This window comes from Agrococcus sp. GW821-FHT14H11, from assembly GCF_058803545.1.
On record NZ_JBXAPA010000009.1, the window covers coordinates 24532 to 43815 of the forward strand.

The 19284-nt window shown below is 73.6% G+C and carries 18 protein-coding genes; all 18 read right to left on the reverse strand.

Translation table 11 applies throughout. The features are described from left to right. Window positions 1–13: 13 nt before the first annotated feature. Window positions 14–934 carry an RluA family pseudouridine synthase gene (locus AC1RNL_RS10855; protein WP_246990795.1) on the reverse strand — a complete coding sequence of 307 codons (921 nt, stop codon included), beginning with the start codon at window positions 932–934 and terminating at the stop codon, window positions 14–16. Continuing rightward, the gene (lspA, locus tag AC1RNL_RS10860; RefSeq protein ID WP_310125785.1) at window positions 934–1467 is read right to left on the reverse strand and encodes a signal peptidase II; all 534 of its coding nucleotides are present in this window, start codon (window positions 1465–1467) and stop codon (window positions 934–936) included. Before lspA ends, AC1RNL_RS10855 begins: the two co-directional genes overlap by 1 nt. A 68-nt stretch (window positions 1468–1535) precedes the next feature. Then, window positions 1536–2270 carry a DivIVA domain-containing protein gene (locus tag AC1RNL_RS10865; RefSeq protein ID WP_492935225.1) on the reverse strand — a complete coding sequence of 245 codons (735 nt, stop codon included), beginning with the start codon at window positions 2268–2270 and terminating at the stop codon, window positions 1536–1538. Between the two features lie 113 nt (window positions 2271–2383). Then, complete coding sequence (locus AC1RNL_RS10870) at window positions 2384–2692, reverse strand: YggT family protein (RefSeq protein WP_246990792.1); 309 nt, start codon at window positions 2690–2692, stop codon at window positions 2384–2386. Window positions 2693–2706: 14 nt separating this feature from the next. Next, window positions 2707–3177: a cell division protein SepF gene (locus tag AC1RNL_RS10875; protein ID WP_128188512.1), complete on the reverse strand. Its 471-nt coding sequence runs from the start codon at window positions 3175–3177 to the stop codon at window positions 2707–2709. 27 nt (window positions 3178–3204) lie between these two features. After that, window positions 3205–3879 (reverse strand): YggS family pyridoxal phosphate-dependent enzyme, encoded by a 675-nt coding sequence (locus AC1RNL_RS10880; RefSeq protein WP_128188513.1) that lies wholly within the window; start codon window positions 3877–3879, stop codon window positions 3205–3207. Window positions 3880–3884: 5 nt separating this feature from the next. Next, window positions 3885–5054: a cell division protein FtsZ gene (ftsZ, locus tag AC1RNL_RS10885; protein ID WP_225792828.1), complete on the reverse strand. Its 1170-nt coding sequence runs from the start codon at window positions 5052–5054 to the stop codon at window positions 3885–3887. A 167-nt stretch (window positions 5055–5221) separates the two neighbouring features. Next, window positions 5222–6370, reverse strand: a complete 1149-nt coding sequence (locus AC1RNL_RS10890) for a cell division protein FtsQ/DivIB (protein ID WP_492935226.1) — start codon at window positions 6368–6370, stop codon at window positions 5222–5224. Continuing rightward, complete coding sequence (gene murC, locus AC1RNL_RS10895; protein WP_492935227.1) at window positions 6367–7770, reverse strand: UDP-N-acetylmuramate--L-alanine ligase; 1404 nt, start codon at window positions 7768–7770, stop codon at window positions 6367–6369. Before murC ends, AC1RNL_RS10890 begins: the two co-directional genes overlap by 4 nt. Then, a complete protein-coding gene (locus tag AC1RNL_RS10900) occupies window positions 7767–8855 on the reverse strand; it encodes a UDP-N-acetylglucosamine--N-acetylmuramyl-(pentapeptide) pyrophosphoryl-undecaprenol N-acetylglucosamine transferase (protein WP_310126046.1) in 1089 nt (362 codons plus the stop codon). The genes murC and AC1RNL_RS10900 overlap by 4 nt, the downstream gene beginning before the upstream one ends. Further along, window positions 8852–10090 carry a putative lipid II flippase FtsW gene (gene ftsW, locus AC1RNL_RS10905; RefSeq protein WP_492935228.1) on the reverse strand — a complete coding sequence of 413 codons (1239 nt, stop codon included), beginning with the start codon at window positions 10088–10090 and terminating at the stop codon, window positions 8852–8854. Before ftsW ends, AC1RNL_RS10900 begins: the two co-directional genes overlap by 4 nt. Beyond that, window positions 10053–11552: a UDP-N-acetylmuramoyl-L-alanine--D-glutamate ligase gene (gene murD, locus AC1RNL_RS10910; RefSeq protein WP_128188517.1), complete on the reverse strand. Its 1500-nt coding sequence runs from the start codon at window positions 11550–11552 to the stop codon at window positions 10053–10055. The genes ftsW and murD overlap by 38 nt, the downstream gene beginning before the upstream one ends. Continuing rightward, complete coding sequence (gene mraY / locus AC1RNL_RS10915; protein WP_146357566.1) at window positions 11552–12652, reverse strand: phospho-N-acetylmuramoyl-pentapeptide-transferase; 1101 nt, start codon at window positions 12650–12652, stop codon at window positions 11552–11554. Before mraY ends, murD begins: the two co-directional genes overlap by 1 nt. Continuing rightward, window positions 12652–14055, reverse strand: a complete 1404-nt coding sequence (locus AC1RNL_RS10920) for a UDP-N-acetylmuramoyl-tripeptide--D-alanyl-D-alanine ligase (RefSeq protein ID WP_492935229.1) — start codon at window positions 14053–14055, stop codon at window positions 12652–12654. The genes mraY and AC1RNL_RS10920 overlap by 1 nt, the downstream gene beginning before the upstream one ends. Next, window positions 14055–15629 (reverse strand): Mur ligase family protein, encoded by a 1575-nt coding sequence (locus tag AC1RNL_RS10925; RefSeq protein ID WP_492935230.1) that lies wholly within the window; start codon window positions 15627–15629, stop codon window positions 14055–14057. Before AC1RNL_RS10925 ends, AC1RNL_RS10920 begins: the two co-directional genes overlap by 1 nt. Before the next feature lie 29 nt (window positions 15630–15658). Next, window positions 15659–17440 (reverse strand): peptidoglycan D,D-transpeptidase FtsI family protein, encoded by a 1782-nt coding sequence (locus AC1RNL_RS10930; protein WP_128188521.1) that lies wholly within the window; start codon window positions 17438–17440, stop codon window positions 15659–15661. A gap of 94 nt (window positions 17441–17534) precedes the next feature. Continuing rightward, window positions 17535–18206, reverse strand: a complete 672-nt coding sequence (gene ftsL, locus AC1RNL_RS10935; protein WP_128188522.1) for a cell division protein FtsL — start codon at window positions 18204–18206, stop codon at window positions 17535–17537. After that, window positions 18203–19189: a 16S rRNA (cytosine(1402)-N(4))-methyltransferase RsmH gene (rsmH, locus tag AC1RNL_RS10940; RefSeq protein WP_400532068.1), complete on the reverse strand. Its 987-nt coding sequence runs from the start codon at window positions 19187–19189 to the stop codon at window positions 18203–18205. Before rsmH ends, ftsL begins: the two co-directional genes overlap by 4 nt. Window positions 19190–19284: the final 95 nt, after the last annotated feature.

Here is a 19284-nt window from a genome sequence, read left to right on the forward strand (position 1 = left end):
CGCGGCGGCAGGATCACTCCTCGCGGAGGATCTCGAGCGCCCGCGCGAGGTCGGCCGGGTAGGGCGACTCGAAGACCACCTGCTCGCCGGAGCCCGGGTGCCGGAAGCCGAGCCGCTTCGCGTGGAGCCACTGCCGCTCGAGGCCGAGCCGGGCGGCGACCGTCGGGTCGGCGCCGTACATGGTGTCGCCGATGCAGGGGTGGCGCCGGGCGGCCATGTGGACGCGGATCTGGTGCGTGCGCCCCGTCTCGAGGTGCACCTCGAGCAGGCTGCCGCCGCGGAACGCCTCGAGCGTCTCGTAGTGGGTGATCGCGTGCTTGCCGCTCGAGACCACCGCGAACTTCCACTCGCTACCCGGGTGGCGGCCGATCGGCGCGTCGATCGTGCCCGACAGCGGGTCGGGGTGCCCCTGCACCGCCGCGTGGTAGACCTTCTCGACCTCGCGGTCGTGGAAGGCGGCCTTCAGTTCGCTGTAGGCGCGCTCGCTCTTCGCGACCACCATCAGGCCGCTCGTGCCGGCGTCGAGCCGGTGCACGACGCCCTGCCGCTCGGCGGCGCCGGAGGTGGCGATCTGGAAGCCCGCCGCCGCGAGCGCGCCGACGACCGTCGGGCCCTGCCAGCCCGCGCTCGGGTGCGCGGCGACGCCGGCGGGCTTGTCGACGACGACGATGTCGGCGTCGTCGTGCACGATGCCGAGGTCGGGCACGGGCGTCGCGACGATCCGGGGCGCCTCGCGAGGCTGCCAGCGCAGGTCGAGCCACGCGTCGGCGCGCAGGCGGTCGGACTTCCCGAGCGTCGCGCCGTCCTGCTGCGCCCCGCCGTCGTCGAGCATGGTGACGACCGCGGTGCGCGAGAGCCCCAGCAGCTTGGCGAGGCCCGCGTCGGCGCGCGTGCCGTCGAGGCCGGGCGGCACCTGCAGGAAGCGCTCCTCCATCAGCGGTCGTCGGGGTCGAGCGGCTGCGTGGCGTCGGGGTCGCCCTCGCGCGCGTCCGCCTTCGGCTCGTCGGTGCGGCGCACGCCGTCGAGGCCGATGTTGGCGAGCACGAGCAGCACCACGCCGATCATCGACGACACGATGAAGATGTCGGCGATGTTGAAGATCGCCGGGAAGCCCCAGACCTGGATGAAGTCGATGACGTGGCCGACGAAGAAGCCGGGCTCGCGCGTCAACCGATCGGTGAGGTTGCCGACCGTGCCGCCGAGCAGGCCGCCGAACGCGGCCGCCCAGAGGGGCGAGCGGATGCGACGCAGCTGGGTGGCGATGAACACCACCACGACACCGGCGAGGATCGTGAAGATCCAGGTGGAGCCGGCCGCGAGCGAGAACGCCGCGCCGGGGTTGCGCACGAAGTGCCACTGGAGCAGCTCGCCGAGCACGGCGCGGCGCTCCCCCTCTGCCATCTCGGCGATGACCCACTCCTTCGAGAGGAAGTCGGCCACCCAGACGACGACTGCGGTCCCGAGCACGAGGCCCAGCATCCGCCAGGCCGTCGTGCTCCGGACCGCAGTCGAGTCGTCTGCCACAGAGTGCGCGATCAGCTGCCGCTCTGGCCGCCGAAGGCGAGCGAGGACGAGCGGTCGAGGTCGCGCAGCTGGCTCTCGATGTAGCCGCGCAGCTTCAGGCGGTAGTCGCGCTCGAAGCTCTTGAGCTCGTCGATCTTCTGCTCGAGGGCAGCCTTCTGCTCGTCGAGCTTCTTCTTCTCGTCGTCGAACTCCTGGTTGAGCACCGTCTTGCGCTGCTCGGCGTCGTCCTCGATCTGCTGCGCGGTGGCCTCGGCGGCGGCGATCAGCTCGTCGCGGCGGGCCTCGCCCGCGGCGACGTGCTCGTCGTGGACGCGCTGCGCGAGCGCCAGCAGGCCATCGGCGTTCGAGACGGCGGGCGCGGCGCCCTCGGGCTGCGGCTCCGCGGCCTGCGGCTCGGTGACCACGTCGTCCTGCGGCACCTCGGCGACGGGGGCCGGCTCGGCCTCGCGCTCGGCGAGCTGCTCCTTGAGGCGCTCGTTCTCGACGCGGAGCTGCTCGAGCTCGGCGGCGTCGGGGTGCTCGACGGGCTCGGCGGCCTCGGCGGGCGCAGTAGCGGGCGCGGCGACGGCGCCGCCCTGCTTCAGCTGCTCGTTCTCGGCGCGGAGGGCGTCGTTCTCCTCGGTGAGTCGACGAAGCTCGGTGACCACCTCGTCGAGGAAGTCGTCGACCTCATCCTGGTCGTAGCCGTCGCGGAAGCGCGTCGTCTCGAAGCGCTTGTGGACGACGTCGTCAGGAGTCAGTGCCATGTCGTGCCTTTCTTCGTCGGCTGCCGCGCCCGATCGGGCGCGCAGCGCAGATTCACTGTACCCGTCGCGGACGGCGTGCTGACGATCCTAGCCCGCCGCGCCCGCGCGGCACCTCAGGCGCTGAACGCCCGGAAGGGGCCGACCACGGTCATGAGCAGGATGAGCCCGAGGAGCAGTACGAGCATCGCGAGGTCGAGCATCGCGCCGCCGACGCGGACCGGCTTCACGAACCGGCGCACCCAGCGCAGCGGCGGGTCGGTCACCCGCAGGATCCACACCGACAGCACGAGCCAGAAGCCGGAGGGCTTCCAGTCGCGCCGGAGCTGCCGCACGAAGTCGAGGATGATCCGCGCCCAGAAGACGTAGAACGCGAGCAGCGCTGCGGTGTGGACGATCCAGGCGAGGATCGAGACGATCGGCACTGAGCTGACGGGGCTCAGTGCGCGAAGACGGCGGAGTCCGCGTCCTCGTCGACCGAGCGGCCGCCGGAGACGGCGATGTGCTCGGGCGTCAGCAGGTAGACCTTGGTCGTCACGCGCTCGATGCGGCCCTCGAGGCCCTGCGTGAGGCCGGCCGAGAAGTCGATCAGCCGACGCGCGTCGCCGTCGGTCATCTGCGACAGGTTGATGATCACCGGCGTGCCGTCGCGGAACGCCTCGGCGATGGCCTTGGCGTCCTTGTACTGGCGCGGGTGCACCGTGAGGATCTCGCTCATGTCGCTCACCTTCTGCGCTGCGCGGAGCTTCGTGACGGGAGCGCGGCGCGGCTCCTCGACGCGCTCGCGCGGCTGGTGCGTGTGTGCACGGTCGTGCTCCTCGGTCCGCTCGATCGGGCGGACCTCCTGGGTCAGCTCGTCCTCCTCGGCGAAGCCGAAGTAGATCGCCGCCTTCTTCAGTGCGTTGCTCATGGGATCCTCCTCGTGGCCTGGTTCACGCTATCCGCCGAGCGGGCGGTTTCCCGTGATTGCGGTGCCGATCCGCAGGTGTGTCGCGCCGTGCTCGAGCGCCTCGCGCCAGTCGCCGCTCATGCCCGCCGAGATCCAGTCGGCTGCGGGGTCGACGGCGCGCACGCGCTCGGCGAGGCGGGCGAGCCGCTCGAACGCGGCAGCGGGCTCCTCGCCGAGCGGCGCGACCGCCATCACGCCCCGCAGCCGCAGCGCCGGCGACGCGGCGACGCGCTCGGCGAGCGCGTCGAGGCCGTCCGGGGCGACGCCGCCGCGGGCGGGGTCGTCGGAGAGGTTGACCTGCACGAGCGCGTCGCGCACGGGTCGCTCGTCGCCGGGCTCGCCGCCCTCGAGCGCCTCCACGAGCTCCGGCGCGTCGATCGAGTGCAGCACGTCGGCGTAGCGGGCGACCTGCCGCGCCTTGTTGCGCTGCAGCTGGCCCACGAAGTGCCAGGTGAGGTCGAGGTCGGCGAGCGCCGCCGCCTTGTCGCGCGACTCGGGGTGCCGGCTCTCGCCGAAGTCGCGCTGCCCCGCCGCCGCGAGCTCGCGCACGAGCGAGGCCGGATGCCGCTTCGTGACGACGATCAGCGTGACGCCGCGCGCCCGGCGCGCCCCCTCGAGCTGCTCGAGGAAGGCGGCCAGGCGCGCGGCGGGGGCGTCTGCCATGCGTGTCAGCGCAGGAAGTCGGGGAGGAACTCGTCCTCCTCCTCGTCCACCTGGGTCAGCGGCTGCACGGGACCGGTGAGGTGGTCGGCGACCGGGGGCGCCGGGACGGGGCGGCGCTCGGGCGCCTCGTGGGCGTCGGACGCCGGGGCGCTCGGCGTCGACTGCCGCAGGCCCATCTCGGTGCGCGACGCCGTGCGGATGACGGAGTCGTCGACCTTCGCGATCGGGCCGGTGCCGTCGAAGCCCGCGGCGATGACCGTCACGCGCACCTCGTCGCCGAGCGTGTCGTCGATGACCGTGCCGAAGATGATGTTCGCCTCGGGGTGCACCGCCTCCTGCACGAGCTTGGCGGCGTCGTAGGTCTCGTGGATGCCGAGGTTGCTGCCGGCCTGGATCGACAGCAGCACGCCGTGCGCGCCGTCGATCTTCGCCTCGAGCAGCGGGCTCGCGACGGCGAGCTCCGCGGCCTTGATCGCGCGGTCCGCGCCGCGCGACGAGCCGATGCCCATGAGCGCGGAGCCCGCGCCCTGCATGACCGACTTCACGTCGGCGAAGTCGACGTTGATGAGGCCCGGGGTGGTGATGAGGTCGGTGATGCCCTGGACGCCCGCGAGCAGCACCTGGTCGGCGGTCTCGAACGCCTCGACCATCGAGATGCCCATGTCGGAGATCTCGAGCAGCCGGTCGTTCGGCACCACGATGAGCGTGTCGACCTCGTTCTTGAGCGCCTCGACGCCCGTCTCGGCCTGCGCCTGGCGGCGGCGGCCCTCGAACGAGAACGGCTTGGTCACGACGCCGACGGTGAGCGCGCCGAGGCTCTTGGCGATGCGCGCCACCACGGGCGCGCCGCCCGTGCCGGTGCCGCCGCCCTCGCCCGCGGTGACGAAGACCATGTCGGCGCCCGCGAGCGCCTCCTCGATCTCCTCCGCGTGGTCCTCGGCGGCGCGGCGGCCGACCTCGGGGTCGGCGCCTGCGCCGAGGCCCTTGGTGAGCTCGCGGCCGACGTCGAGCTTGACGTCGGCGTCGCTGAGCAGCAGCGCCTGCGCGTCGGTGTTGATGGCGATGAACTCGACGCCTCGCAGGCCGAGGTCGATCATGCGGTTCACGGCGTTCACGCCGCCGCCGCCCACGCCGACCACCTTGATGACGGCGAGGTAGTTGTTGTTGGAAGTCACGGTTCCGGCCCCTCGATCGAACTCTCAACCTCTAGTTGAAGTTTAGAGAATTCCTCACTTCATGCTGACGAGTTCGACGGTACGTCCGCGGGGGTGCGCGGGTCGGGAGCGACTCGGTGTGTCGCCGCCGGATCCGTCAAGAAAAGGATTCGTCAGGTTCGCCGGGCTCAGGAGCCGCGCACGACGGAGTGCTCGGGGGCGCGCACGTCGAGCACGACCGCGACCGCCGGATCCTGCGTCGCGAGCAGCGCCGCGACCACGTCGGCCTTCAGCCGGCTCTCGTCGGCGCCGCCCCACAGCACGGTCTGGCCGCTCGTGAGCGAGAGGCGGATGTCCGACTCGGTCGGGGCGCTGATGGTCGCCGTCGCCTCGAGCACCGACGTCGGCACGGCGACGAGCATGGCCGCGATCGCCTCGAACTCGGCGCTGCCCAGCTCGACGCCGTCGAGCCGCGGCAGCATCGCGGTCGACTCGTCGACCGGCCCGAGCGCGACGCCCGCGGCGTCGATGACGGCCTCCCCCGATGCGGTGGGCACGATGGCCACCGGGCGCCGCTCGACGACGTGCACGATCACGGTCGACGGCGGCACGACATCCACCCGGAACGACTCGATCTGCGGGATCGTCGAGAGCCGCTGCGCGACGCCCTCCTCGGTGACGGTGGCGATGGGCTCCCCCATCGCGTCGCCGAGGGCCTCCTGCACGACCGCGGCGTCGAGCCGCTCGACGCCCTGCACGCGCACCTCGCGCACGGCCATGAGCGGCGACCAGACGAGCCCGACGAGCAGCAGCAGCGCGAGCGCGAGCCCGCCGCCGGTGAGGAGCGCCGCGCGCACCTGCCGTCGCCGGGCGGCGGTGAAGCGCTTGACCTCCGCGCGCTCCCGGCGCACGCGGGCGCGCTTGGCCTCCTTGGCCTCGCGGCGCGTCTCGCGCGCCTCCTCGCGGTCGAGGCGGCGCTGCTCGCGCTGCGCCTCGCGCCAGGCGCGGTCGACGCGCTGGGCGAGCGAGCCGCGCTCCTCGTCGGGGAGGGGCGCGGGCTCACGCGGCCCGTCCGTCGCCGGCGCCGCGTCGGCGCCCTCGTCGAGGTCGGCGTAGGCGCTCAGCGCCCAGCGCCTCGGCTCGCGCTCCGGCTCGCGCTCCCGCTCTGCCGAGCGCCGCGGCGTCGCCGCCGCCTCGTGCGCCGCGATGGCGCGGAGCGCGGCGTCGCGGCGACGGCGCAGCACCTCGAGGCTCGAGCCTCCGGCCGCGTCGTCCGCGTCGGCGGGCGCCTCGACCGGCTCGTCCATGCGGCGGTCGAAGCCGTCGGGCCGCCTCACGACCCGTCGCCCTCCTCCAGCGCCGCGAGCACCTGCGGGATGATCCGGTAGACGTCGCCGCACGAGAGCGTGACGATGATGTCGCCCTCGCGCGCGAGCTCCGCCGCCCGTGCCGCCGCCTGCTGCCAGTCGGGCAGGTAGTCGACGTCGGCGTCGTCCTGGAAGCGCTCGGCGACGAGCGCGCCGGTGACGCCGGGGATCGGGTCCTCGCGGGCGCCGTAGACGTCGAGCACGACGGTGTGGTCGGCGACCCGCTCGTAGACGGCGGCGAAGTCGCCCGCCATGTCGCGCGTGCGGGTGTACAGGTGCGGCTGGTGGATGGCGATGATGCGGCCGTCGCCGATCACGGTGCGCGCCGCCGACAGCGCGGCGTCGACCTCGGCGGGGTGGTGCGCGTAGTCGTCGAACACGCGCACGCCCCGTCGCTCGCCGTGCAGCTCGAACCGGCGCCCCGTGCCGCGGAAGCCGGCCAGCGCGTGCGCGCCGTCGACGGGCGCGACGCCCATCGCGACGAGGGTCGCGAGCGCCCCCACCGCGTTCACGGCGTTGTGCCTGCCGGGCACGCCCACCTCGACGTCGAAGCGCTCGCCGGCGATCTCGACGGTCGCGGCGGCGCTCGCCCCGACCCGGATGTCGACGATGCGCACGTCGGCGTCGGCGGCCTCGCCGAACGTGACGACGCGGTCGTGGTGGATGCGCGCGCGCACGCGCTGCGCGCCGGGGTCGTCGGCCGAGATCACGACGGCCTCGCTCGCGCGGCTCGCGAACTCGGCGAAGGCCGCGTCGAAGGCCTCGGGGGTGCCGTAGTGGTCGAGGTGGTCGGTGTCGACGTTCGTGATGAGGGCGACGGCCACGTCGTAGAGCAGGAACGAGCCGTCCGATTCATCCGCCTCGAGCACGAACGCGTCGGAGCTGCCGTGGCCGCTCGAGGCGCCGAGGCCGGCGATGACGCCGCCGTTGACGAAGGATGCGTCGATGCCGAGGCCGTGCAGCCCGACGACGAGCATGCCCGTCGTCGTCGTCTTGCCGTGGGCGCCCGCGACGGCGACGACCCGCTTGCCGCGCGCGAGCACGTGGAGGGCCTGGGAGCGGTGCAGCACGGGCACGCCGCGCTCGCGGGCCGCGACGAGCTCGGGGTTGTCGGGCCAGAGCGCGCTCGTGACGACCACCGCGTCGACCTCGTCGGGCAGGTTGGCGGCGTCGTGGCCGATCGCGACGCGGGCGCCGCGCTCGACGAGCCGGTCGACGGCGGCGGAGCCGCTGCGGTCGGAGCCGGAGACCGCGAGCCCGGCGTCGAGCATCATGTGCGCGATGCCCGACATGCCCGAGCCGCCGATGCCGATGAAGTGCACCCGCTCGATCTGCTCGGGGATGGGCTGGGTGAGATCGGGTTCGATCACGGCTTCCTCCTCGTGGCTGCGGCCCGCTCGATGAGGTCGCTCATGCGGTCGCTGCCGTCGGTCGCGCCGGCGCCCGCGCTGGCGGAGGCCATCTCGGCGAGCCGATCGGCGTCCTCCAGCAGCGGCACGAGCCGCGCGCGCACCCATTCTGCCGTGAACTCGCGGTCGTCGACCAGCAGCGCTCCCCCGGCCGCGACCTGGTCGGCGGCGTTCATGCCCTGCTCGCCGTTGCCGTAGGGCAGCGGCACGTACACGGCGGGCAGGCCCACGGCCATGAGCTCCGACACCGTCAGGCTGCCCGCGCGGCACACGACGAGGTCGGCGGCGGCGAGCGCGAGGTGCATGCGGTCGAGGTACTCGATCGCGACGTAGTGGGGCACGTCGGCGGGCTCGAAGTCGGTCTGCCTGCCGCCCGAGAGGTGCAGGATCTGCCAGCCGGCGGCGACGATGTCGGCGGCCGTGGCGACGATCGTGCGGTTGATGGAGCGCGCGCCCTGCGAGCCGCCGGTGACGAGGAGCGTCGGGCGCTCGGGGTCGAGGCCCAGCTCGCGCACCGCCTCGTCGCGCAGCGCGACCCGGTCGAGCCCGGTGATCTCGGGGCGCAGCGGCATGCCGACGACCTCGCCGGCGAGCGTGGTCGGCCGGTACGAGAGGCCGACGAAGGGCGTCCAGCGGGCGCCGAGCACGTTGGCCATGCCGGGCTTCGCGTTCGCCTCGTGGATGGCGATCGGGATGCCCTCGAGCCGGGCCGCGCGGTAGGCGGGCGCCGCGGCGTACCCGCCGAAGCCGACGACGACGTCGATGCGGCGCTCGCGCAGCAGCGCCCGCACATCGCGCACCGCGCGGCGCCAGCGGGCGGGGAAGCGCAGCGCCGCGGCGTCGGGGCGGCGCGGGAACGGCAGCTTCTCGATCGTGACGAGCTCGAGCCCCGCGCGCGGCACGAGCTCGCGCTCGAGGCCCTCGCGGGTGCCGAGCACGGTCAGCTCGACGCCGGGGTCGCGCTCGCGCAGCCGCTGCGCGGTCGCGAGCAGCGGGTTGACGTGGCCGGCGGTGCCGCCGCCGGCGAGCAGGACGCGCACGGTCAGCCCTCCGCCGGAGCCGGCGCGGGCGCGGGGCGCTCGCCCCGCACGATCGGGTTGTCGACGCGCTCGAGCGACAGCACGACGCCGACGATGAGGAGCGCGGCGATGAGCTGCGAGCCGCCCGAGGAGATGAAGGGCAGCGGCACGCCGAGCACGGGCAGGAGCCCGAGCACGACGCCGATGTTGACGATCGCCTGGCCCGTGAGCCACACCATCGCGGCGCCGGTGACGACGCGAGTCATCTGCAGGCGGGCGTGCCGCACGATGCGCAGCATCGTCCAGGCCAGCAGCGCGAAGAGCGCGAGCACGACGACGGCGCCGAGCAGGCCCAGCTCCTCGCCGATGATCGCGAAGATGTAGTCGTTGTCGGCCTCGGGCAGCCACGACCACTTGGCGCGCGAGTTGCCGAGCCCGACGCCGAAGAGGCCGCCCGCCGACAGCGCCCACGTGCCGTGGAGCTGCTGCCAGCAGCCCGAGTAGTAGTCGGCGTCGGTGCAGCCCTGCACGAACGCGGTGATGCGGCGCACGCGCGAGGGGCTCGAGAGCACGACCGGCACCGCGAGCAGCGCGAGCGCGGCAGCCGGAAGCAGCAGGTGCCACCAGCGCACGCCGGCGAACCACAGCGCGCCGAAGGAGAGCATCGTCATGATCACCACGGTGCCGAGGTCGCTGCCGAGCAGCACGAGGCCGATCGAGAGGCCGGCGACGGGCCCGGCCGGGATCCACGCGTGCCAGAAGCTCGTCACGTGGCGCTGCTTGCGCGTCATGATCATCGCGAGCCACACGCACAGCGCGACCTTCACGAACTCGGACGGCTGCAGCGAGAAGCCGCCGACGCCGATCCAGTTGCGGTTGCCGTTCGCGCCGAAGCCGAGCGGGGTGAAGACGAGCACCTGCAGCGCGATGCCGAGCATGATGCCGAGCCACGCGACGCGCTGCCACACGTGCGCGGGCATGCGCGCGGCGAGCAGCATCAGCACGATGCCGACCGCGGCGAAGGCGCCCTGCTTGGCGAAGTCGGTGAAGAACGAGCCGCCCGCCACGTAGCTCTCGACCGATGAGGACGAGAGCACCATGATCAGGCCGAACGCGACCAGGAAGAGCGTGGTGCCGAGCAGCAGCGCCGCGTTGAGGGTCGGCGCGCCGAACATCGAGCGCACGCGCACGAGCGCGCGTCGGCCCATCCTGGAGGCGGCGCCGTCAGTCGTGCGCGCGGGGGCCGCGGTCGTCGTCGCCATGGGCTCCCCTCCCCCGCACCGCCTCGGCGAAGCGGTCGCCGCGGTCTGCGTAGTCGTCGAACTGGTCCATGGATGCGGCCGCCGGCGCCAGCAGGACCGTGACGCCGGGCGCGGCGTGCGCTGCGGCCGCCTCGACGGCCAGCCGCATCACGGCTCCAGTGTCCGCCGTCGAGACCTCCACGAGCGGGATGCCCGGCGCGTGTCGCGCGAACGCCTCCCGCACCGGTGCGCGCTCGACGCCGATCGCGACGGCGGCGACGATGCGACCCGCGTGCCGCTCGACGAGCGGCGCGACGTCGGCGCCCTTGAACAGGCCGCCCACGATCCACACGACGCGGTCGAAGGCGCTGAGCGAGCCCTCCGCCGCGTGCGGGTTGGTGGCCTTCGAGTCGTCGACCCAGCGCACCCCGTCGACCTCGGCGACGAGCTCGGTGCGGTGCCGGTCGAGGCGGAAGGAGCGGATGGCGTCCCGCACGTGGGCGGGCTCGGCGCCGAAGGCGCGCGCGAGCGCCGCCGCCGCGAGCACGTTGCGCGCCATGTGCGGCGAGCGCAGGCCGCCGGGCACGAGGTCGTCGAGCGTGCCGAGCTCGAGCGCCTGCCGGTGCCGGTCGTCGAGGAACGCGCGGTCGACGAGCACGCCGTCGACGATGCCGAGGTCGCTGCGCCCGGGCACGCCGAGGCCGAAGCCGATCGCGCGGCAGCCCTCGACGACGTCGGCCTCCTCGACCATCGCCATCGTCGCCGGGTCCTCGACGTTGTAGACGGCCGCGACCCGCGCGTTCCGGTACACCTTCGCCTTGGCCGCGCGGTACGCCTCGGCCGACCCGTGCCAGTCGAGGTGGTCGTCGTCGATGTTGAGGCACGCCGCCGAGTGCGGCCACAGGGCACCGGGCCCCTCCTCGGCGAGCCCGTGCAGCTGGAAGCTCGAGAGCTCGACGACGAGCGCGTCGAAGCCCTCGGGGTCGCGCACGGCGTCGAGCACGGGCGTGCCGATGTTGCCCACCGGCGCGACCCGGAAGCCCGCCTCGCGCAGCATGTGCGCGGTGAGCTGCGTCGTCGTGGTCTTGCCGTTCGTGCCCGTGACGAGGATCCACTCGGCCGCGCGCACCTTGTCGCGCACGCGCCAGGCGAGCTCGATGTCGCCCCACACCGGGATGCCCCGCTCGGCCGCGGCGACGAGCCACGGGTGGTCGGGGCGGAGGCCCGGCGAGGCGATCACGAGCTCGGCGTCGGCGAGCGCCTCGGGCACCTCGGCGGCCGCCGCGTCGACGATCGGCACGCCCAGGACGCCGAGGATCGTGCGGCGCTCGTCGTCGACGCGCTCGGCCACGGCGGTGACGGATGCGCCGAGCTCGGCGAGCGTGTCGACGGCGGCGAAGCCGGTGACGCCGAGGCCGAGCACCGCGACGCGCAGGCCCGACCAGTCGCTGCGCCAGGAGGTGAGGGAGTCGAGGTCGCGCATCAGCCGTGGATCGTCCACTCGAAGTAGAACAGGCCCACCGCGGCTGCGACGAACAGTCCCGCGATGATCCAGAAGCGCACGACGATCGTGACCTCGGCCCATCCCTTGAGCTCGAAGTGGTGGTGCAGCGGCGTCATGAGGAACACGCGCTTGCCCCCGGTGGCCTTGAAGTAGGCGCGCTGCACGATGACGGAGCCCGTGACGATGATCGGCAGGCCCGCGATGAGCAGCAGCAGCAGGTGGGTGTCGGTCATGACCGCGAGGCCGGCGAGCGCGCCGCCGAGGGCGAGCGAGCCGACGTCGCCCATGAAGATCTGCGCGGGGCTCGTGTTCCACCAGAGGAACCCGATGAGCGCGCCGCAGAGCGTCGCCGCGAGCGTCGCGAGGTCGAGGGGCGCCGCGATCTCGTAGCAGCGGTAGAGGTTCTCCTCGGCGGAGCCGCCGGGTCGGCACGACTGGTTGGACTGCCAGAACGCGATGAAGGCGTAGCCGACCATCGCGACGATCGTCGAGCCCGTGGCGAGGCCGTCGAGGCCGTCGGTCACGTTGACGGCGTTGGCGGCCGAGACGTTGATGATCGTGATCCAGAGCACGAAGAGGATGCCGCCGACCGCGCCCCACGGCGCGAGGTCGAGCCACGGGATGTCGCGCACGCCCGAGATCGTGACGTCGACGACGGGCCGGCCGTCGGGGCCAGCGGGCACGGTGATCGCGAGCACCGAGAAGAGCACCGACACGACGAGCTGGCCGGCGACCTTCGCCCAGCCGCCGAGGCCGAGCGAGCGCTGGTTCGAGATCTTCAGGAAGTCGTCGACGAAGCCGACGGCGCCCATGCCGACGATGAGCAGCAGCACGAGCAGCACCGGCCAGGTCGGCGGGTCCTGCCCGATGAGCTTCCCGCCGAAGTAGCCGACGAGCGTCGCCACGATGAAGATGAGGCCGCCCATCGTGGGCGTGCCGCGCTTGACGTGGTGCGTCTGCGGGCCGTCGTCACGGATGAACTGGCCCCAGCCGATGCGCGTGAAGCCGCGCACGAACAGCGGCGTCGCGAGCAGCGACACCAGCAGCGCGATCGCGGCCGAGGCCAGCAGCACGAGCATCAGACGCCCCCGATCCGGTCGCCGAGGTCCTTGAGGCCCGCCGACAGCGACGACTTGACGAGCACGACGTCGCCGGGCTCGAGGCTCGAGCGCAGCAGCGCCTCCGCCTGCTCCGCATCCTCCACCCAGACGGTGTCCTGGCCGAACGACGACTCGAGCTCGGCGGCGTCGTGGATGGCCTTCGCGCCGGTGCCGACGACGACGAGCCGGTCGATGCGCACCCGCACGGCGAGCCTGCCGACGCGGTCGTGCTCCTCGGCCGACAGCGGCCCGAGCTCGCCCATCTCGCCGAGCACCGCGACCGAGCGGCGAGCTGCCTGCCTCGTCATGTGCGCGAGCGATCGGAGGGCCGCGGCCATCGAGTCGGGGCTCGCGTTGTAGGCGTCGTTGATGACGGTGATGCCGCCGCCGGGCTCGAGCAGCTCCATGCGCCAGCGCTCGGCGCGGGGCATCGTGCCGAGCGCGGCGATCGCGCGCTCGAGGTCGAGGCCGAGCGCGTCGGCCACTGTGAGCGCGGCGAGCGCGTTCATGACGTGGTGCTCGCCGAGGATGCGCAGGCGCAGCGGCCAGGACTCTCCGCCGCGGTGGATCGTCGCGAGCGTGCCCTCGAGCGTCGACTCGACGTCGCTCGCCCAGAGCGTCGTCGGCTCGTCGGCCGGGCCGGGCTCGGTGCCGAACCAGGCGATGCGGGCGCGGGTCGCCGCGGCCATGCCGCGCACCCGCTCGTCGTCGCGGTTCAGCACGGCGACGTGGTGCTCGCCGAGGTCCTGCACCATCTCGGTCTTCGCCCGGGTCGTGGCCTCGACGCCGCCGAACTCCCCCGCGTGGGCGAGGCCGACCTTGAGGACGACGCCGAGGTCGGGATGCGCCATGGCCGTGAGGCGCGCGATGTCGCCCACGACGCTCGCGCCCATCTCGAGCACGAGGAAGCGGGTCGCCTCGTCGATGCGGAGCATCGTCATCGGCGCGCCGACCTCGTTGTTGAACGACTTGACGGGGCTGACGGTCGGGCCGTGCTCCTCGAGGATCGCCTGCAGCATGTTCTTCGTCGTCGTCTTGCCGTTGGAGCCCGTGACGCCGATGACGGTCAGCTCGCCCGCCGCCCGCACGCGGCGGATGACCTCCGCGGCGAGCGCGCCGAGCGCGACGACCCCGTCGGCGACGACGACGTGCGGCACGTCCTGCTCGAGCGGCCGCTCGGCGACGACGAGCGCCGCGCCAGCGGCGAGCGCGGCGTCGATGAAGCGGTGCCCGTCGGTGACCTCTCCGGGCATCGCGAAGAACGCGCCGCCGGGCGTGACGAGGCGGGAGTCGGTCTCGACGGAGCCGGTGACGACCGCGTCGTCGCCGTGGAGCACGCCGCCCACGGCCTGTGCGATCTCGCTCGCGCGCATCCGGAGCATCAGTGCTGCTCCCGCCGCGCGAGGTCGTCGCGCACCGGCCAGCCGGCCTCCTGGAGCGCGCGGCGCGCCTCGTCGCGCGCGACGAACGACTCGCGGACGCCCGCGACGTCGCGGTAGTCGGCGTCGCCCGGACCGGCCCACAGCACGGTGTCGCCGGGGCCGGCGAGCTCGAGCGCGGCGCGGATCGCGGCCTCCTCGGGCGCCGACTCGATGACGGGCTTGCCGCCGGCCGCCGCGCGGGCGCCGGCGAGCACCTGCGCGCGGATCGCCGCCGGGTCCTCGGTGCGGGGGTTGAAGTCGGTCACGACGACGGCGTCGGCGAGCTCGGCGGCGATGCGGCCCATGTCGGCGCGCTTCGTGGCGTCGCGGTCGCCGTCGGCGCCGAAGAGCATGATGAGCCGGCCCTCGGTGACGCGGCGGAGCGCCTCGAGCGTCTGCGCGAACGCGTCGGGGCTGTGGCCGTAGTCGACGAACACTGCGGGGCCCTCGTCGCCGGAGACCCGCTCGATGCGGCCGGGCAGCGTGCTGCGCATGCCGCGGTCGATGACCTCGGCGATCGCCTCGAGCTCGAAGCCCGCCTCGACGAGCATGAGGATCGCGATCGCCGCGTCGACCGCCATGTGGCGCCCGATGAACGGCACCTGCACCTCGATCGCGCCGCCGTCGATGCCCGTGAGGGTGAACGACGTCGACGTCGGCGTCTCCTCCCAGATGTCGACGTGCCAGTCGGCCTGGCGCTGCGGGTCGCTCGAGAGCGTGGTGACGGGGATGCGGCTGCGCTCGGCGACGCGCACACCCCAGTCGCCGTCGACGCACACGACGCCGCGCTCGGCGCGGTCGGGCGTGAAGAGCTCGAGCTTCACGTCGAAGTACGCCTCCATGGAGCCGTAGTCGTCGAGATGGTCGTGGCTGAGGTTCGTGAACGCGACGACGTCGAAGCGCACGCCGTCGATGCGGTGCCGCTCGAGCGCCTGCGCGCTCACCTCGAGCACGGCGGCGCGCACGCCCGCCTCGCGCATCCGGGCGAGGAGCGCGTGCAGCTCGCTCGCCTCGGGCGTCGTGAGCTTCGAGGTGACGACGAGGTCGCCCACGTGCCGCTCGGCCGTGGTCGACAGGCCCGTGACGAAGCCGAGGTCGGCGAGCAGCCCCTCGAGCATGAAGGAGGTGGAGGTCTTGCCGTTGGTGCCCGTGATGCCGAAGAGCTTCGGCGGCTGCTCCTCGGTGCGGTACACCCACGCGGCGATCTCGCCGAGCGCCGCGCGCGGGTCGTCGACGACGATCACCGGCACGTCGGCCTCGACGACGCCTGCGCCGGCGGGGTCGGTGACCACGGCGACCGCGCCGCGCTCGACGGCGCCGGCGGCGAACTCGGCGCCGTGCCGGTGGGCGCCCGGCAGCGCGGCGAAGATGTCGCCGGGCTGCACGTCGGAGGAGTCGATCGTGATGCCCGTCACCTCGACGCCGTCGAGGTCGTCGCGCTCCTCGAGCTCGAACGCCTCCACGAGGCCGGTGAGGGGCCTCGGTGCGGGATGCTCCGGTCGCAGGATCCTCGGGGTCACGCCCGCCACGGACATCCTCTCCTCAGTGCTCAGGTGTCGCTTGCTCAGTCCGCGGTCCACTCGAGCGGGACCTCCGGCGGCTGGGTGGTGCTCGGAGGGATGTCGTAGTGGCGGATCAGGAGGTTCACCATATCGTGGAAGGCGGGGATGGCCCCCGCGCTGGTGCGCAGCGTCTGCGGGCTGTCGTACATGGTCACGACCACGTACTGGGGGTCGTCGACCGGGAAGACGCCGGCGACCGAGATCATCATGCGGTCGGGGTCGTAGCCCCCGCCGTTCTCGTACGCCATCTGCGCGGTGCCGGTCTTCGCGGCGATGCGGTAGCCGTCGATCGGGAACGTGTCGTAGCCGTAGTCGGTGACGACGTTCTCGAGCACCTCGAGCGTCTGCCGGGCGGTGGCGTCGGTGACGACGCGCTCCCCCTGCCCCTGCTCGGGACGGGTCACCTCTCCCGCCGCATCGGTGCAGCCCTCGATGAGCCGCGCCGGCAGGTGCACGCCGCCGTTCGCGAGCGCCTGGTAGGCCGAGGCGATCTGGATGGGCGTCGTCGCGATGCCCTGCCCGAAGAGCACGTTGAGGCTCGTCTGGGGGTCGAGCGCGGAGGCGTCGCGGAGCGGCACCGACTGCTCGCCGGCGAACCCGACGGCGGTCTGCTCGCCGAAGCCGAAGCGGTCGAGGTACTCGAAGTAGTCGCCGCGATCCATCTGCTCGGCGAGCCGCACCATGCCGGAGTTCGACGAGTTCACCAGGATGCCGGCGGCCGTCCACTGCTCGACGGGGTGCGAGGAGGCGTCGCGCACGCGCACGCCCGGTGCCGTGTACGTCCACGGCACGCTCAGCTCGTCCCTCGGCGTGATGAGCCCGAGGTCGAGCATCGCCGCGAAGGAGAAGGTCTTGAAGATCGAGCCGGGCTCGTAGGCGGCCGTGAAGGCGCGGGAGCCGCGGTCCTGCTGCTCAGAGGACGACGGGTCGTTCGGGTCGACCGTCGGCGACTCGGCGACCGCCACGATGCTGCCGTCGGTTCGCATCACGATGCTCGTGCCGCTGCGCGCACGCAGCTGCGTCGTGTACTGCGCGGTGAGCTGCTGCACCTGGTACTGCACGTCGCTGTCGATCGTGAGCTCGACGGTGCCGCCGTCGACGGCCGGCTCGGTCAGCATCGAGCCCGGGATGGGCGTGCCGTCGGCCGAGCGGTCGAAGACGCGGCTGCCGGGCTCCGAGGCGAGGCACTCGTCCTGGCTGCGCTCGATGCCCGCGAGCGGCTCGCTCTGGCCCATGAAGCCGACGAGGTTGCCGGCGACGGAGCCCGCCGGGTACAGGCGCTGCGGGTTGAGGCGCAGGTACACGTACGGCAGGTCGAGCGCCTGCACCGCCTCGAACTGCTCGACGTCGAGCCCGCTCGAGAGCATGAGGTAGTCGGAATCGGGGTTGCGCTCGAGCTCGGCGTAGATGCGCGCCTGCAGGTCGAGCGGGTCGTCGCCGGTGATGCGGCCGATCTCGGTGAGCGCGTCGCCGACGGTCACGACCGCCTCGACGCCGTCGAGGTCGGGCTGGAGGTCCCGCGTGTACCGCGGCGACACCGTGAGGTCCCAGCGGTCGACGCTCTCGGCGAGCACGGTGCCCGTCGAGTCGACGATCGGCCCGCGCGTGCCGAAGATGGTCTGCGAGACGCCGCGGCGCCCATCCGCCTCGGCGTTGAGCGCCTCGGCGCGCACGAGCTGGATGTCGGCGAGGCGCACGACGAACCCCGCGAGCATCGCGAAGGTGAGCACGGCGATGATCGTCGTCCGCACGCGGTCGCGACTCCGGTTCCGCTTGGCGACCACGGGCACCTCCGCTCCATTCCGCTCGCATCGCGAGCCTCGATCAGGTCGTCAGCACGGTATCGGCGCCCCGGCTGCTCGCCCGGCCGCCACGCCCTCAGCCGCCGGCGTTGGCCTCGGCGGGCAGCAGCGTGCCCGGGGCGGGCTGCTGCGGCTGCTGCGGCTGCCCGGCCTGCTCGGCCTGGGCGACGGTCGGGTCGCCGGAGAAGGGCGACTCGCCCGCCGGCAGGAGCATGCCCGGGTAGGGCCTCGCCGCCTCGACCTGCGCCTGCTGCACCGCGGCGGCCGCCTGCGGCTGCTCGGTGAGGAGCGCGTTCGGCACGTACATCCCGAAGCGGTCGAGCGCGGGCGCCTGCATGTGCAGGGCGTCGGGCCCGCCCGCGGTCGCGCTGCCGGCGAGGGTGAGGAACTGCGACGGCTGGCCGGCGAGCATGCCGAGCTCGTCGGCGGCGACGGCGACGTGCTGCGGGGACGCGAGCACCGCGACGTCCTCGGCGAGCATCTGCTCGGCGCGCGCGAGGGTCGTCGACTGCACCTGCAGGTCGCTCAGCCGGTAGGCGCCCTCGCTGATGACGACCGACAGGCCGAGCTGCGCGCACACGATGCCGGCGAGGCCGGCGAGCGCGACGACCCCGTGCACGAGGCGCGGCGCCCGGCGCGGCGCGATCGCCGGCAGGGGCAGCGCCCGCAGGTGCCGCTCGGGCTCGCCCTGGGGCTCCGGGTGGCGCTGGGGCTGGGCGTGCAGGTCGACGATGGCTGCGGTGGTCATGCCAGCTCCTCCGGGATCGAGGCGGGTCGGATGCGCTGCGCCGCACGGAGGCGGACGGGTGCCGATCGGGGGTTGGCCGCGCGCTCGTCCTCATCGGCGAGCTCGGCGCCGCGCACGAGCAGCCGCAGCTGCGGCGCGTGCTCGGGCAGCTCGGCGGGCAGGTCGAGCGGCGCCGTCGAGGAGGCGGCTGCCTGCAGGGCGCGCTTGACGATGCGGTCCTCGAGCGACTGGTACGCGAGCACGACGATGCGCCCGCCGACCGCGAGCGCGGCGATCGCCGCCGGCATCGTGCGCTCGAGGATCGCGAGCTCCTGGTTGACCTCGATGCGCAGCGCCTGGAACACGCGCTTCGCGGGGTGGCCCTGGTTGGAGAGGGCGCGCGGCGTCGCCGCCTGCAGGATGTCGACCAGCTGCGCGGAGGTCTCGATCGGGGCCGTCGCCCGTGCCGCGACGATGGCGCGCGCGTAGCGGTCGGCGAGCTTCTCGTCGCCGTACTCGCGGAAGAGGCGCGACAGCTCGCGGTCGCTGCGCTCGGCGAGGATCGAGGCGGCGGTCACGTCGCCGGACTGCCCCATGCGCATGTCGAGCGGCGCGTCCTTCGCGTAGGCGAAGCCGCGGTCGGCGGCGTCGAGCTGCAGGCTCGAGACGCCGAGGTCGAGCAGGATGCCGTCGACGAGCCGCACGCCGGCGGCCTCGGCCGCGAGGTCGATGCGGTCGTAGGTGGCCTGCACCGGCACGAAGCGGTCGCCGAAGCGCGCGAGCCGCGCGCCGGCGAGCCGGATGGCGTCGGGGTCGCGGTCGATGCCGGCGACCACGAGCGTCGGGTGCGCGGCGAGCAGCGCCTCGGTGTGGCCGCCCATGCCGAGCGTGCCGTCGACGACGACGGGCGTGCGGCCCGCCTCGACGGCGGCGGCGATCGCCGGGGCGAGCAGCTCGAGCGTGCGCTCGAGCATCACGGGGGTGTGGAGGTCGGATGCGTCCATGTCGTTCCCTGCTCCGTCCCGGTCCCTGATCCCCATCCGTTCGACGCGCCGCCGGGGAAGTGCGGCGCGGCGGACAGCTGGGGGTCACGAGCCGG

Coding starts and splice junctions, on each gene's coding strand:
- AC1RNL_RS10855 (WP_246990795.1), bottom strand. CDS start 934: ATGGAGGAGCGCTTCCTGCAGGTGCCGCCCGGCCTCGACGGCACGCGC.
- AC1RNL_RS10865 (WP_492935225.1), bottom strand. CDS start 2,270: ATGGCACTGACTCCTGACGACGTCGTCCACAAGCGCTTCGAGACGACG.
- AC1RNL_RS10875 (WP_128188512.1), bottom strand. CDS start 3,177: ATGAGCAACGCACTGAAGAAGGCGGCGATCTACTTCGGCTTCGCCGAG.
- AC1RNL_RS10880 (WP_128188513.1), bottom strand. CDS start 3,879: ATGGCAGACGCCCCCGCCGCGCGCCTGGCCGCCTTCCTCGAGCAGCTC.
- ftsW (WP_492935228.1), bottom strand. CDS start 10,090: ATGGCGACGACGACCGCGGCCCCCGCGCGCACGACTGACGGCGCCGCC.
- murD (WP_128188517.1), bottom strand. CDS start 11,552: ATGCGCGACCTCGACTCCCTCACCTCCTGGCGCAGCGACTGGTCGGGC.
- mraY (WP_146357566.1), bottom strand. CDS start 12,652: ATGCTCGTGCTGCTGGCCTCGGCCGCGATCGCGCTGCTGGTGTCGCTG.
- AC1RNL_RS10920 (WP_492935229.1), bottom strand. CDS start 14,055: ATGCTCCGGATGCGCGCGAGCGAGATCGCACAGGCCGTGGGCGGCGTG.
- AC1RNL_RS10925 (WP_492935230.1), bottom strand. CDS start 15,629: ATGTCCGTGGCGGGCGTGACCCCGAGGATCCTGCGACCGGAGCATCCC.
- ftsL (WP_128188522.1), bottom strand. CDS start 18,206: ATGACCACCGCAGCCATCGTCGACCTGCACGCCCAGCCCCAGCGCCAC.
- rsmH (WP_400532068.1), bottom strand. CDS start 19,189: ATGGACGCATCCGACCTCCACACCCCCGTGATGCTCGAGCGCACGCTC.